Annotated in this window: 12 protein-coding genes and 1 riboswitch; of the genes, 11 read left to right on the top strand and 1 reads right to left on the bottom strand. The window is 53.3% G+C overall.

Annotated features, from left to right (window positions below):
- The 11 genes from AB8880_05535 (at position 1) to AB8880_05585 (ending at position 12,638) form a co-directional block, all read left to right on the top strand.
- A complete protein-coding gene (locus AB8880_05535; protein ID XDZ66848.1) occupies positions 1-957 on the top strand; it encodes a septal ring lytic transglycosylase RlpA family protein in 957 nt (318 codons plus the stop codon).
- A gap of 65 nt (positions 958-1,022) precedes the next feature.
- Positions 1,023-2,204 (top strand): D-alanyl-D-alanine carboxypeptidase family protein, encoded by a 1,182-nt coding sequence (locus AB8880_05540; protein XDZ66849.1) that lies wholly within the window; start codon positions 1,023-1,025, stop codon positions 2,202-2,204.
- Positions 2,205-2,211: 7 nt separating this feature from the next.
- On the top strand, positions 2,212-2,847 hold the full coding sequence (gene tmk, locus AB8880_05545) for a dTMP kinase (GenBank protein ID XDZ66850.1): 636 nt from the start codon (positions 2,212-2,214) through the stop codon (positions 2,845-2,847).
- On the top strand, positions 2,844-3,899 hold the full coding sequence (locus tag AB8880_05550; GenBank protein XDZ66851.1) for a hypothetical protein: 1,056 nt from the start codon (positions 2,844-2,846) through the stop codon (positions 3,897-3,899). The genes tmk and AB8880_05550 overlap by 4 nt, the downstream gene beginning before the upstream one ends.
- A 99-nt stretch (positions 3,900-3,998) precedes the next feature.
- Positions 3,999-5,537, top strand: a complete 1,539-nt coding sequence (gene metG / locus AB8880_05555; protein ID XDZ66852.1) for a methionine--tRNA ligase — start codon at positions 3,999-4,001, stop codon at positions 5,535-5,537.
- Positions 5,534-6,340, top strand: coding sequence for a TatD family hydrolase (locus AB8880_05560; GenBank protein ID XDZ66853.1), 807 nt, complete (start codon positions 5,534-5,536; stop codon positions 6,338-6,340). The genes metG and AB8880_05560 overlap by 4 nt, the downstream gene beginning before the upstream one ends.
- Positions 6,337-7,113: an MBL fold metallo-hydrolase gene (locus AB8880_05565; GenBank protein XDZ66854.1), complete on the top strand. Its 777-nt coding sequence runs from the start codon at positions 6,337-6,339 to the stop codon at positions 7,111-7,113. Before AB8880_05560 ends, AB8880_05565 begins: the two co-directional genes overlap by 4 nt.
- A 338-nt stretch (positions 7,114-7,451) precedes the next feature.
- Positions 7,452-7,551: riboswitch (TPP riboswitch) on the top strand.
- 65 nt (positions 7,552-7,616) lie between these two features.
- Positions 7,617-8,630, top strand: coding sequence for a thiamine ABC transporter substrate binding subunit (gene thiB / locus AB8880_05570; GenBank protein ID XDZ66855.1), 1,014 nt, complete (start codon positions 7,617-7,619; stop codon positions 8,628-8,630).
- 13 nt (positions 8,631-8,643) lie between these two features.
- Positions 8,644-10,308, top strand: a complete 1,665-nt coding sequence (thiP, locus tag AB8880_05575) for a thiamine/thiamine pyrophosphate ABC transporter permease ThiP (protein XDZ66856.1) — start codon at positions 8,644-8,646, stop codon at positions 10,306-10,308.
- Positions 10,301-10,948, top strand: a complete 648-nt coding sequence (locus tag AB8880_05580) for an ATP-binding cassette domain-containing protein (protein ID XDZ66857.1) — start codon at positions 10,301-10,303, stop codon at positions 10,946-10,948. Before thiP ends, AB8880_05580 begins: the two co-directional genes overlap by 8 nt.
- A 37-nt stretch (positions 10,949-10,985) precedes the next feature.
- A complete protein-coding gene (locus AB8880_05585) occupies positions 10,986-12,638 on the top strand; it encodes a thiamine pyrophosphate-binding protein (protein ID XDZ66858.1) in 1,653 nt (550 codons plus the stop codon).
- Positions 12,639-12,640: 2 nt separating this feature from the next.
- On the opposite strand, the gene AB8880_05590 is transcribed toward AB8880_05585, so the two are convergent.
- Complete coding sequence (locus AB8880_05590; protein ID XDZ66859.1) at positions 12,641-13,864, bottom strand: aminotransferase class V-fold PLP-dependent enzyme; 1,224 nt, start codon at positions 13,862-13,864, stop codon at positions 12,641-12,643.
- Positions 13,865-14,013: the final 149 nt, after the last annotated feature.

The raw sequence follows: 14,013 nt of genomic DNA on the forward strand, positions 1-14,013 counted from the left end.
ATGCGCTTTGTTTTTGGTATCATCGGCATCGTTTTTCTTCTTTCGGGGTGCACCACGCTGGAAGTGGCGGTGGATGTGGCCAAGAAAATCCAGCGTGCCGAAGAAAGCAAATCAGCCGAGACAGCCGAGGTAAAGGCAGACCCCCGGTATAAAGTCGGCAATCCCTATGAAGTCAAGGGGATATGGTATTACCCTGAACGTGATCTTACCTATGACGAAACCGGAATTGCCTCCTGGTATGGCGACGAATTTGCCGGCAGGCTGACGGCTAATGGTGAGATATTCGACCCCGAGGTGGTTTCGGCTGCCCACAAGACGCTACCCATGCCCTCGGCGGTGCGGGTAATCAATCTTGAAAACGGGCGTTCACTTGTTATTCGCATCAATGATCGCGGCCCGTTTGTTGCCTCACGGATAATAGATCTTTCGCGGGAGGCGGCACGTCTTCTCGGGTTCAAAGAACAGGGCATTGCCCGTGTCCGGGTGCAGATCCTGGCTGAAGAAAGCCTGCGCCTTGAACGTGAAGCCAAGGAGGGGAGATTTCCTTCCATCGGCACAACATCCTCGGTTGAGCTCCCCCCGACCAATGCTGCCGCGGTGCCGAAAGTGTCGCTCAATTCCAGTAAAAAGGGAGAGGCTGAAGTTGAAGCTGGCACCAATGCCGTTTCGGCGATTGACCTGATTACATCTTCACGTTCCACCGAGATTATTGAACTTCCACCGGTGGATACAACGATCTGGGTACAGGTTGGCGCCTTCAGCGAGCTGAGCAACGCCGAAAATGTCGTAAACAAGCTTAAAGATCATGTGACGGCCCGGATCTCCACCTTCGAGAATGACGGCCAGTATATTCATCGTGTCCGGGTCGGCCCTCTCCTATCGGTCAATGCCGCCGATCAGGCCCTTGACCGCGTTATCTCACGCGGATTTACCGGAGCAAAAATTATCCTTGAATAGGCCGTTTTTTGACCACATAACGAGGATAGTCTTTTAAAGATCTGATACATAAGAGGATGTTTTTCATGAAATTTACCGCAATGCGATCACGTTTACATCTTTATCGCCAGATTGCGGCATGTCTTTTTGGTCTAATTCTGGCCACGGCACCTGTGCATGCCGATATCATCACGCCTTCGGAATATGTCATGATCATGGATTTTGACTCCGGCAAGACATTGTATGAAAAAAATGCCGATGCACCGATGAAACCCGCCTCCATGGCCAAGATGATGACAACCTATCTTGCCTTCAGACAGATCAAAAAAGGCAGCCTCAAGATGGATGACAAATTCATTGTATCGGAGAAAGCCTACCGAAAAGGTGGATCGCGGACTTTTGTCGAGGTTGGGAAACAGGTTACCGTCGGTGATCTTTTGCGCGGGATCATCGTGCAAAGCGGAAATGACGCCGCTATCGTCATTGCCGAAGGGCTTGCCGGAACCGAAGATGCCTTTGCCGAGGAAATGACCATTCAGGCAAAAAAACTTGGCATGGAAAACACGGTGTTCGGAAATTCGACCGGCTGGCCAGATGAGGTCACCATGACCACCGCCCGTGATCTCGCCATCCTGGCGCGATCAATCATCCGTGATTTTCCCGAACTCTATAAAATATATTCGGAAACATCCTTCACCTATAACAACATCAAGCAGAGCAACCGTAATCCGCTTCTCTATAGTCTGGAATATGCCGATGGGCTCAAGACAGGACACACCCAGGAGTCGGGATACGGGTTGACGGCCTCGGCCGAACGGGACGGCATGCGGATCATCATGGTGGTCAATGGCCTTGGCAGCATGAAGGAACGCCGCCTTGAAAGTACCCGGCTAATGGATCTTTCTTTCCGGTTGTTCCAGAAATATGATCTCATACAAAGCGATGAGATCGTCCTCAATGCCCAGGTCTGGATGGGGGAAGAGGAAAGTGTTCCGCTTGCGGTCAAGGAAACCGTCAGTGCGGTGCTGGATCGCAAGACCCATACGAATATCATCCGCCGAACCGAAATTCAGGACCCGATCAATGCCCCGGTGGTCAAGGGGCAGCAACTGGGTGAGGTTATTCTCACCATCGATGGAAATGATGAACGATACCCGCTGCTGGCCACCAAAGATATTCCGCAACTGCCTTTCCATCGCAGGATAGGTGCGTTTTTCAAGCAATTGATTTTCGGCGTTAATGCGCCCGCACCGGCTGAAGGAAACTGATGGCGTCATGCCGGGTGTGTTTCTGTCATTCGAGGGAGGAGAGGGGAGCGGCAAGACCACCCAGATCAAGCTGCTCGCAAACTGGCTGAGTGGTGTCTGGCCCGGCAAGGTCACGCAGACACGCGAGCCCGGGGGCACCCACGGTGCGGAACTTATCCGTGAACTCCTCGTCAAGGGAGACGAGGCGAGATGGGACAGCGTTACCGAAGCCCTGCTCATGACCGCTTCAAGGCGTGATAATCTCTGCCGTATCATTCTTCCGGCGCTCAAAGATGGTGATGCAGTGATTACGGACCGTTTCTTTGACAGCACGACCGTATATCAGGGAATTGTCGGCGGTGTGGACCCGGAGCTTATCGCGACACTGAATACACGCTCACTTGATGGCGTCATTCCGGATATCACCATCCTTCTTGATATCGACCCGGCTATCGGTCTCAAGCGAAGCACACGGGGTGAAAACGAGGAAACACGGTTTGAAAACAAAGGTCATGCCTTCCATGAACAGGTCCGGGCAGGGTATCTTCAACTCGCGAAACAGAATCCGGAGAGGTTCATTGTCATTGATGCAAGCCGGAACGAAAAAGTCATCCATGATGATATCATTGCGCAGGTTGAACCCAGACTTGGCCAGTTTCGATGAATGAGGCGGCGGAAATCTCAACGCATCCCCGATATTGCGAGGAGGTGCGCGGGCATGACGATATCCTTGATCTGCTGATCTCCGGCCACAGCCGTCGTCATCACGGCGTGATCCTTTCAGGACCGCGCGGAATTGGCAAAGCATCTCTTGCCTATCGTGTGGCCGAGCATCTTTTTGCAGGTCCCAGCGGGCAGGATATGTTCGGAAATACCGCGGGGCCTGAAAACAGCCCTGAAACACCGCTCATCAGGGCAGGCTCGCATCCCGATATGATGGTGGTTGAACTTGAAGAAGACAAAGCCACTTCACGCATCAGCGTTGAGCAGATACGGCGCATCCCGCCCTTCCTTTCACATACACCTGCACGAGGAAAAAGGCGGATCGTGATACTTGATGCGCTGGATGAAATGAATTTCAATGGCGCCAATGCGATGCTGAAAACCCTTGAGGAACCGCCGGAACAGGCATTGATCATCCTCATCCATCATTGCACTATCCCGATCTTGCCGACCATCCGCTCACGCTGCCAGGTGCTGAGAATGTCGCCCCTTGGCGTGGAGGATACGCGCAATGTTATCAGGCGGCTTTTCCCTGAAGCTGATTCCGGCTGGGTTGACGTGGCAGCGCATCTCACCGAAGGTGCGCCGGGACGGGCACAGATTTTTGCCCAAAGCGGGGCCATGGACCTTTACGCCGAGACCTGTTCCGTGTTGGCAAGCGCCCGGCCATCGGCTCTATCGCTGGATGAGCTCGCGCAGCAATGGGGGCAGGGAGGGGCAAAGAATACCTCACGCAGGGCGATGATGCGCCTCCTTTTTGACCGGCTCACGCGGATGTCTGCCCGGAAGGCGGCAGGATACATATCTGCTCCGGGGCAGGCGGGACTCGATATCGAAAATCAGGCCATTGATGCCATAACAACCCGCATTCCTGCCGCAAAACTTGCCGAGTACCAGCAGGATCTTCTCCGCAGGATAGATGAGGCCGAACGGCTTAATCTCGACATGACGATTGTCGCCGCAGGCATTCTTGCGAGGCTGGCCAGGGGTTGAGGTGATCTGATCGGGGGGCAGATGCCCCTTGCACATGCGGAGTGTTCGGGCTAAATCATTGTGGTTAATTGAAAAAGTTCCTCGAGAAACCTGTTGCCCATGAAGACGTCCTATTACATCACGACGCCGATTTACTATGTGAACGACAAACCTCATATCGGTCATGCCTATACCACGCTTGCCTGTGACGCGCTGGCACGGTTCAAGCGTCTTGACGGTTATGATGTCATGTTCCTTACCGGAACCGATGAACATGGTCAGAAAGTGCAGAAATCTGCCGAAGAAAAAGGTATCGACCCAAAGAATTTCACCGATCAGGTCAGCCAGAATTTTCGTGATCTGACAACCGAACTCAATTTCAGCAACGATGATTTCATCCGCACCACGGAAGATCGACATCATCAGGCTTGCCAGTTGCTCTGGAAAACGCTCGTTGACAACGGAGATATCTATCTCGGCAGTTACGCGGGCTGGTACGCGGTTCGCGACGAAGCGTTCTACAGTGAAAGCGAGATCGTCGATGGCAAGGCCCCGACCGGTGCGCCGGTAGAATGGGTGGAAGAACCTTCCTATTTCTTCCGGCTCTCCGCCTATCAGGACAAGCTTCTCACCCATTATGAAAACAACCCGGATTTTGTCGCGCCACGGTCCCGGTTCAACGAAGTCAAAAGCTTTGTTTCTGGCGGGCTCAATGATCTTTCGGTCAGCCGGGCCAGTTTTTCCTGGGGCGTGCCGGTACCAGGTGATGATGCCCATGTCATGTATGTCTGGCTTGATGCGCTGACCAACTACATCACCGCCGCAGGGTACGGGCAGGAAGATGGCGAGGCGCGTTTCGCCCGGCGCTGGCCTGCTGATCTGCATATGGTGGGCAAGGATATCCTCAGGTTTCATTCGGTGTACTGGCCGGCTTTTCTCATGGCTGCCGGTGTTCCGCTGCCAAAACGTGTTTTCGCCCATGGCTGGTGGACAAATGAAGGCCAGAAGATTTCCAAATCGCTGGGGAATGTGATCGATCCCATCAAGGTTGCGGAAACCTACGGGCTTGATCAGATGCGATATTTCCTCCTGCGCGAAGTCCCTTTTGGCAATGATGGTGATTTTTCGCATGCGGCGATGGTTCACCGGATGAATGGTGATCTTGCCAATGATCTCGGCAATCTCAGCCAGCGGGTTCTTTCCATGATTTTCAAGAACTGCGACGGGGTGATGCCGGAAGCTCCGGGATCGCTGGCTGATGCGGATATGGTGCTGCTCAATCAGGTGGATGATCTTCTTGAGGTGCAGCGTAACCATTACGACAGCCAACTTTTCCATGAAGCGCTCAAATCTCTGTGGGATGTTGTGGGTGCGGCAAACCGCTATGTCGATGAGATGGCCCCCTGGGCGCTGCGCAAAACCGACCCGGAACGCATGAAGGTGGTGCTCTGGGTCCTGGCCGAAACCTTGCGTCAGGTGGCTATTCTTGTTCAGCCTGTCATGCCTGAAGCCGCGGCCAATATGCTCGAGCAGCTTGGGGTAGAGGGGGATAAGCGTTCCTTTGCCGAACTAGGTGCGGGCAACCGCATGGCAGGCGGGCAGGGGCTTGATCGCCCGCAGCCTGTCTTCCCAAGATATGTTGAAGAGGAAGCTGAATGAATACCGCCTCTTTGGGCGTGATTGACAGCCACGCCCATATCGATTTCCCCCATTATACCGATGATCGTGACGCCATGCTTGAACGCATGAAGGAGGCCGGGGTTTCGGATGTGATCTGTATCGGGACACGGCTGACGCATCAGGATGGACCGCGTGAGCTTGCCGAGCGCGCGGATAATATCTGGTTCACCGCCGGTGTTCACCCCAACCACGCCCAGGATCAGGAGGATTACGATAATCTCAACGCCTATCGCGCCGCCGTTGATCATCCTCGCTGCGTCGGGGTGGGCGAGGCCGGGCTTGACTATTTTTATGATCGAGCTGATCCGGCGCGGCAGATGGCCTCCTTCCGTGCCCAGTTGACCATTGCCCTTGAAACCGGCCTGCCGATTGTGATCCATTCCCGCGATGCTGATGAAGATATGGCCAATACGCTGGAAGAATTTGCCGCCAAAGGGGAGATTCGCGGTGTAATGCACTGCTTTAGCAGCGGGGCTGAACTTGCTGAAAGAGCGTTGAAAATCGGGTTTTATGTTTCGTTTTCCGGGATACTGACCTTTGCCCGTTCTGAAAATTTACGCGACATCGCGGCCTCGATACCTGATGACCGGCTTCTTGTTGAAACCGACGCTCCTTACCTTAGCCCTGAGCCGGTGAGGAACATCAAGCGCAATGAGCCTGCACATGTTGTTCATACGCTTTCCTGTCTTGCGGAGATCAAGAGGCAGAGTGTTGTTGACATGGCACGAATTACGGCCGCGAATACCCGCAGATTATTTCATAAAATGGGGCCGCATTCATGAAGGTGACCATGCTGGGATGCGGAACGTCGGTTGGAGTGCCCGCGCTTGGAGCTGCTGGATGGGGGAAATGCAACCCGGACAACCCCAAAAACCGCCGCCAGCGCTGCGCATTGCTGGTGCAGAAAGACGGGTTCAATCTTCTTGTCGATGCCGGGCCTGATATTCGCAACCAGCTTCTTGCTGCCGGTAATCCGCGGATACATGCCGTACTGATCACCCATACACATTCCGATCACATTGCCGGGATGGATGATTTGAGGACGTTCTTTTTTCCTGATTTTATCAAAATTCCCGTTTATGGCACGGCAGGTCATCTCGACGATATCACCGGCAAGTTTCAGTATCTTTTTATTAAATCTGAAAAATCACCTTCATATTTCAAACCGTCGCTTGAATCCCATGTCATTTCCCCGGGGGATCGGCTGAACCTTGGCGGGATTGATATCAAGGTTTTGCTCCAGCATCATGGCCGGGTGGACAGCCTTGGCTTTGTCTTTGATGAACGCGTCGGGTATTCAACCGATGTTGTTGATATTCCTGAAGATAGTTTTGCCCATCTCAATGACCTTGATTTGTGGATTGTCGAAAGTTTGCGTGAAACAGAGCATCAGGCCCATGCGCATTATGAGCTGACCTTTTCCTGGATCAAGCGCTGCAGGCCAAAACGTGCAGTGCTGACTCATCTTGGCCTGGAGGCTGATTATGATGAGCTTCTTGCTATTTGTCCCGATGGGGTTGAGCCGGGTTATGACGGGCTTTGCGTTTCCCTTTAATATATTTCCCATATTTTACATAATATAAATTATGCGACATTTACGAAATATATCCTCTCTTACCAGGGAGTAAGAATACATCGACAGAATAAAACTACCTGCTGCCCGTAACAGAACAAAAATATCTGCTGCCGTAAATGCAGGGAAATTCGCGAATAAGGTGGCAAGAAAAAAACGAACATCAATTGAACCATGTAAAGAAAGCCTGGATATAGAAGCAGAGAATAAAGATTGAAAAAATATCAAGACATATCAAGTACAGCTGAATCTGAAAGCGCTACGCGATTTAAAATAACACGCGCAAGACTTTGACAAAGGCGATCCATCGCCCTAAATTAGAAGAACTCTTGGGGTGCCGTGGCTTCACACTACGGCTGAGATAAACCCATTGAACCTGAACCAGGTCATGCTGGCGGAGGAAAGAGGATCAGAAGTCGAAAAGCGCTTTTGAAATTTTCCCACCGACAGCATCTTGGCATGTAACTGCAGTAACGGAGTGCAAGATGCTGAAATACATATTTATATTGTGGTCTGCGATAGGCCTGATGAGTCTGCCGGCAACGGCGCAAGACAAGCCGGAACTCGTTATCTATACCTATGACAGTTTTGCATCGGAATGGGGCCCCGGCCCTGCTATCAAGGCGGAATTCGAAAAAACCTGCAACTGTATCGTTACCTTTATAGGCCTCGACAGTTCGGTGGGTATTCTAGGGCGCATCCAACTTGAAGGGGCAACATCGAAAGCTGATATCGCCCTTGGACTTGACACGTCTCTTACCGCGATTGCATCGGAAACAGGTCTTTTTGCTGATCATCAGTCAAATCTCAAGGGAAAACTTGCGCTGCCGGATGATGTCGGTTTCTGGGATGACCGCAAATTCGTGCCGGTTGACTGGGGATATTTTGCTTTTGTCTATAATACCGAGACGTTGAAAACCCCTCCCCGGTCTTTTGCGGAACTGATTGATCCGGCAAAGGATATCCGTATCGTCATTCAGGATCCGCGCACGGCAACACCTGGCCTTGGGCTGATGCTATGGGTCAACGCCGTTTATGGAGACAAGGCCCCGGAAATCTGGGCAAAGCTCGCGCCAAAAATTGTCACGGTCACCAAAGGATGGTGGGATTCCTATTCCATGTTTCTTGAAGGTGAAGCTGACATGGTTCTCTCTTATTCAACCTCACCAGCCTATCATCTGATAGCGGAAGGCAAAACGAACTTCGCCGCCGCGGCGTTCAGCGATGGCCATTATGCGCAAGTCGAAGTGGCGGGCGTGCTGAAATCATCCACCAAGCCTGCTCTCGCCCGATTGTTCCTGCAAAAGCTTCTTGAGCCGCAAATGCAGTCCCTTCTGCCGACAACGAACTGGATGTATCCGGCGGCAAAGGAGGCAAATATCCCTGAGGGCTTTGGAGGACTCATTGAACCTGCCAGAGCCTTTCTCTTCTCGCCTGAAGAAGTCCAGCGCAATCGCGATGCCTGGACGAAAGCCTGGGTTAACGGGTTGAGCAGGTAGGATAGATCAACACATGGAGCCACGCCCTTCCCATCAGCATCAATATCTTGTGGCCATTGGGCTGGGGGCGGCTTTACTTCTGCTGATGCTCGGCCTTGCGGCAATTCTTGCGCTTGCATTTAGTGGAGAAGGACGCCTTTTGGGCGGTATTGATGAGCGGACCGGATATGTTCTGAGGAGTGCCTTAATTCAGGCAAGCCTGTCGGTGCTGTTCAGCCTGTTTTTGGCGATACCTTCGTCAATAGCGCTCAATCGGACGGCGGGTTGGCGGTGGACCCGGATGATGCGAATGATGCTGGGGCTTGCCCTTGTCATCCCGACGACGGTGGCGGCCGGAGGGTTGATTGCCATATGGGGGCGAAAAGGTCTTCTTGCGTCTTTATGTGAGCCTCTTTTTGATATGTCCGGTTGCGGCAATATCACGATCTATGGACTGCACGGCGTTATTCTTGCGCATATGTTTTTTAATGTGCCGCTTCTTATTCGGATATTCCTGCCTCAGCTTGAAGCGATACCTGCCGCCCATCATCGCCTGGCAAGCCAGTTGAATATCACGGGGGTTGCAAGGTTTCGTCACATTGAGTGGCCGCAGATACGATCAGCCATCCCTGCATCGGCCCTGCTTGTCTTCCTCTTCTGTTTCACGTCGTTTTCACTGGTGCTGATGCTGGGTGGCGGGCCAAAAGTCACGACGATGGAAGTTGAAATCTACGCCGCGATTAGGTTTTCCTTTGATCTGGTGGCGGCTTCGGGGTTGAGTCTCCTGCAATTTGCCTGTGCCGCCCTTGTTGTATCGGTAATCGCCATCCTGAACAGAAAACAGCCTCTTGTCCGCACCACCCAGGATATGTCGCTGAATCTTGCCGAAACATGGAGCAAAAGTGAAAGATCCCCCCTTTCCTTCTGGATAGTGTTGGTCCATGGCCTGCTTGGGTTTCTCATCATTCTGCCTGTTGCGATGGTAATCATCAAAGGTCTCGACCCGGCGCTTGCAATGGTGATGGAAAGGCCGATTTTCTGGCGCGCGCTCACCACCAGTTTGAGTATAGCAATCGGAAGCGCCATTGCGGTCACGTCACTGGCATTTGTGCTGGCGGGTGCCCGTTCAGGCCTCATCATGCGGCAACAGACAAGCGCGCCACGGAAATCCATTGCGCTGGTCGTTCTTGATGGGGGCATTATGCTCTATCTGGTGATCCCGGCTATCGTCCTCGGAACATCTGCCTTTATTCTTCTGAGGTCGGCGGGTGATGTTTTCGCTGCCGCCTGGATGGTTGTTGTCGCGGCCAATACCCTTCTTGCACTGCCACTGGCGGTGCGTGTGCTGGAGCCAAGGATGACAAGGCTTTTCCGCCAGCAGGACAGGCTCGCCCTGATGCTTGGAATAGATGGGATGGCAAGATGGAGAATGATCACCCTGCCCTTGCTTGAACGTGAGATCGGGCTCATCCTTGGGCTTTCGGCTGCACTTTCGGTGGGAGATCTTGGGGTGATTGCACTTTTTGCCAGCCAGCATTTCCAGACATTGCCCTGGATGCTCTATCAGGCAACAGGCCGATATGCCGGCGATGAAGCCGCGGCGCTTGCTCTTCTTCTGCTCGGCGTGACCGTTTTTCTGCTGATGGCGGGCAAATCCGCTGCACGCCTGTTCCGGTTCATGGAGAAAGTGCATGCTTGAGATCCGTTCTGTTGAGTTCAGCTATGGGGATCAAACAAGGTTCACCTATGATCTTGATGTCCGGCGTGGTGCTGCTACCGTCATTCAGGGCCCTTCTGGCGTAGGCAAGTCAACGCTTCTGCTGCTTGTGGCCGGGTTTCTTTCTCCGGTGAGCGGTGACATTCGATGGCAGGATGACTCCATCGTGGCGCTGCCCCCATCGGAACGGCCGCTTTCCATGCTTTTTCAGGATAACAACCTTTTCGACCACCTTGATGCCTGGACGAATATTGCCCTCGGTCTTGATCCCCGACTGAAAATATCGGACGCGGAAAAACATCTTGTTGATCTATCCATGGAGCAACTTGGCATTCACCAGCTCAAAGACCGGCTCCCTCCCCGGCTTTCAGGTGGCCAGCAGCAGCGTGTGGCACTGGCCCGCGCGCTGGTCAGGGCCAAAGGGCGAGAAAAGCCGCTGATCCTGCTGGATGAGCCTTTTACGGCCCTTGATCCAGCAACCCGGAAGGACTGTCTTGCCGCTGTCCGGCTTCTCATTGATGATGTTGGGATGACGGCACTTATTGTCAGCCATGATCCGGCGGATGCATTTGATCTTGACGCGGAAGTTTTCTCCTTGCCGTGGGATGGATCACCGACCTAAGATCATTTCAGTATTTTTTTGACGTTGAGGAGTATTGATGACCACCTCCATGAATGGCGGCGAAATGATTGTTCGCTGCCTTGAAGAACAGGGCATTGACCGGGTGTTCTGCGTGCCGGGTGAAAGTTTTCTGCCGGTGCTCGATGGGCTTCAGCAATGCCGGATCGAAACCGTGCTGGCACGGCATGAAGGCGGTGCCGCCATGATGGCCGAAGCTGACGGCAAAATGACCGGCCGGCCGGGGGTGGTGATTGTTACCCGCGGCCCCGGGGCTACCAATGCTTCGGCCGGAATACATGTGGCCCAGCAGGATTCAACCCCTCTTGTGATGCTGGTGGGACAGGTGGCGCGCGACATGCGTGGCCGCGATGCCTTTCAGGAAGTGAATTTTGAGCGAATGTTCGGCGACATGGCCAAACATGTCGAAGAAATCCATGACGTCCGGAACCTGCCTGAGGCCATCGCCAATGCCTTCAGGATTGCCATGGAAGGAAGGCCGGGGCCGGTGGTGCTAAGCCTTCCGGAAGACATGCTCTATGATACGGCATCGGTATCTGTTCCGGGGCGAGTTGAAATTGCGTCACCTTCCCTTGATGATGCGGCGCTCAATCAGGCGCATGAAATGATCAGCAAGGCGAAAAGACCCATCATTATCGCTGGCGGATCATGCTGGGACAAATATGCTGTCGCTGATCTTTCCCGAATGGCTGCGATATACGGGGTGCCGGTGGCTTGCTCGTTTCGCCGTCAGCGCCTGATGGATGCACGGGATCCTTTTTATGCCGGTGATCTCGGCCTTGGCTGCAATCCGGAGCTGCTCGACCGGATCAGGACCGCTGATCTGCTGATCATGCTGGGAGGAAGGCTTTCTGAAATTCCATCGCAATCCTATACGCTGTTATCGATGCCTGAGCCGCAGATGCCGCTCATCCATCTGCACAGTGATATAAATGAGTTGGGACGTGTCTACTCCCCTGCCCTTGCGCTCCATGGAAGGCCGGGGGCGTTTGTTAAAGCTATGCTGGCCCGGGCGCAGGATCTCTCCCCCATGGCAGGCTGTGATGAGCATCTATCCTATCAGCGTTGGACGGACACGATACCTTCCCCACCTGGCGAAGTGAATATGGCCAGAATCATGGTCTGGCTCAGGGAGAATCTGCCAGATAATGCCATCATGACCAATGGCGCGGGAAATTACGCAACCTGGCTTCACCGGTTTTACCATTTCCGTGACTTCATGAGCCAGCTTGCGCCGACGTCGGGCTCGATGGGATACGGTATTCCTGCCGCTGTTGCTGCCAAGGCCAGATATCCTGACCGTCCGGTGCTGGCTTTCGCCGGCGACGGCTGTTTTCAGATGACCATGAATGAACTGGCCACGGCCCGGCAGATCGGGGCGAATATCATTGTCCTGGTGGTGGATAACGGCATGTATGGAACGATCCGCATGCATCAGGAACGCCATTTCCCCGGACGAGTCAATCACACATCCCTCATCAACCCTGATTTTACCAGTCTGGCTGAGAGTTTTGGATTTCACGCAGAAAAAGTAATAAAAACAGATGATTTTGCTGAAGCATTTACACGTTGCCTGAACTCAGGAAAGCCATCCCTCATTCATCTGCCGATTGATCCCGAGGCTATTTCCCCTACCACCACGCTGACCCGTATCCGAAACAGCGCCGGCTGAATCTACAGAACCGCATCAAGAGCCGCCAGCGCCTGGCTGATCTCATCCCGGGATGTGTAATGGACAAAGGAAAGACGCACCGCGCCGTCATTCGTATCAATCCCCATCTCTTCAAGGACACGCACGGCGTAGTAATCACCGCCTCCGGCCATCACGCCGTGATCCGCAAGCCTTCGGGCAATCTCTTGGGAAGAAAGCCGACTTGAAACAAACGCAACCGTTGGCGCCCTCAAGGCAGGATCAGACGGGCCGATCAGCCGCAAATCGTTGCGGGCGGTAATATATTCAAGCATCGGTGCCAGATTGGACTTTTCCGCATCCCGGAAAAGTTTCTCTATCCGCCTGGGCCGGCCTTCTTCATCGCGGCCACCATGATGGATATCGAGCGCATCAAAATAATCGATCATTCCATTGGATGCTGCAACCTGGGCATGATCAGGCCCTGCCGGTACCATCCATTTTGAAGGATTATCGTGATTGAAGTAATGCGCCTGAGGTTCAAGCAGTGCCCGCGCCGAACGCCGGATCACCATTACCCCCTGATGCGGACCATACGTCTTGTAGGTGGAAAAGAGATAGATATCTGCCCCCAATGCATCGATATCAGGGAACCCGTGGGGACAGTAGGATACCCCATCGACCAGCAGCAAGGCACCTGCATCATGCGCTATATCCGACACCTTGCGAACGGGATTGATCTCTCCTACGACATTCGAGCAATGTGTCATGGCAACGAGGCGGGTGCGATCATCAAGAAGCGGCAGCAGATCATCGAGGTGAAGGCGTCCGTCTTCGGGATCAACCTTCCAGATCAGCACATCTATTCCGCGATTTTGCAACCGCCGCCAGACACCGCTATTCGCCTCATGTTCCTGACCGGAGACAATGATCACGTCACCTTCGTTGAGCCTGCCCGCGAAAGCCTGGGCCAGCACATAGGTGTTCTGCGAGGTGGACGGCCCGAACATGACTTCATCAACCGGTACATTCAGATAGGCTGCCAGCCTTATATGCGCCTGATCCATTTCCATACCGGCTTCCTTTGACGCGGCGAAGGCATAATAGGGCTGAACCTTGCGTTGCTCAAAATAGCGTGCAAACCGGTCAATTACCTGCTGGCACATATAGGACCCTCCGGCATTTTCAAAAAACGCCTGCCCTTCAAGTGATGGGGTCGCAAAAGCAGGAAACTGCTTTCGCACGTAATCCAGGTCAAGTGCCGTCATGCTGGTTCTCCCTTGCCGATATTCCATCAATTCTGAAGAAGATTGCCTCATTAAGCAACCGCCTCAACAGAGGATGAAGCGATAACGAAAACGTGATCCTGATCATAAGCATTTATTAATATCTTGTTGGTACCGTTACAGGGAAAGGA

It is taken from the genome of Alphaproteobacteria bacterium LSUCC0684, assembly GCA_041228335.1.
In the GTDB taxonomy this organism is placed as follows: Bacteria; Pseudomonadota; Alphaproteobacteria; order Puniceispirillales; family UBA1172.

Coding starts and splice junctions, on each gene's coding strand:
- AB8880_05540 (XDZ66849.1), top strand. CDS start 1,023: ATGAAATTTACCGCAATGCGATCACGTTTACATCTTTATCGCCAGATT.
- AB8880_05590 (XDZ66859.1), bottom strand. CDS start 13,864: ATGACGGCACTTGACCTGGATTACGTGCGAAAGCAGTTTCCTGCTTTT.
- AB8880_05560 (XDZ66853.1), top strand. CDS start 5,534: ATGAATACCGCCTCTTTGGGCGTGATTGACAGCCACGCCCATATCGAT.
- AB8880_05565 (XDZ66854.1), top strand. CDS start 6,337: ATGAAGGTGACCATGCTGGGATGCGGAACGTCGGTTGGAGTGCCCGCG.
- thiP (XDZ66856.1), top strand. CDS start 8,644: ATGGAGCCACGCCCTTCCCATCAGCATCAATATCTTGTGGCCATTGGG.
- tmk (XDZ66850.1), top strand. CDS start 2,212: ATGCCGGGTGTGTTTCTGTCATTCGAGGGAGGAGAGGGGAGCGGCAAG.
- AB8880_05550 (XDZ66851.1), top strand. CDS start 2,844: ATGAATGAGGCGGCGGAAATCTCAACGCATCCCCGATATTGCGAGGAG.
- AB8880_05580 (XDZ66857.1), top strand. CDS start 10,301: ATGCTTGAGATCCGTTCTGTTGAGTTCAGCTATGGGGATCAAACAAGG.
- thiB (XDZ66855.1), top strand. CDS start 7,617: ATGCTGAAATACATATTTATATTGTGGTCTGCGATAGGCCTGATGAGT.
- AB8880_05585 (XDZ66858.1), top strand. CDS start 10,986: ATGACCACCTCCATGAATGGCGGCGAAATGATTGTTCGCTGCCTTGAA.
- metG (XDZ66852.1), top strand. CDS start 3,999: ATGAAGACGTCCTATTACATCACGACGCCGATTTACTATGTGAACGAC.
- AB8880_05535 (XDZ66848.1), top strand. CDS start 1: ATGCGCTTTGTTTTTGGTATCATCGGCATCGTTTTTCTTCTTTCGGGG.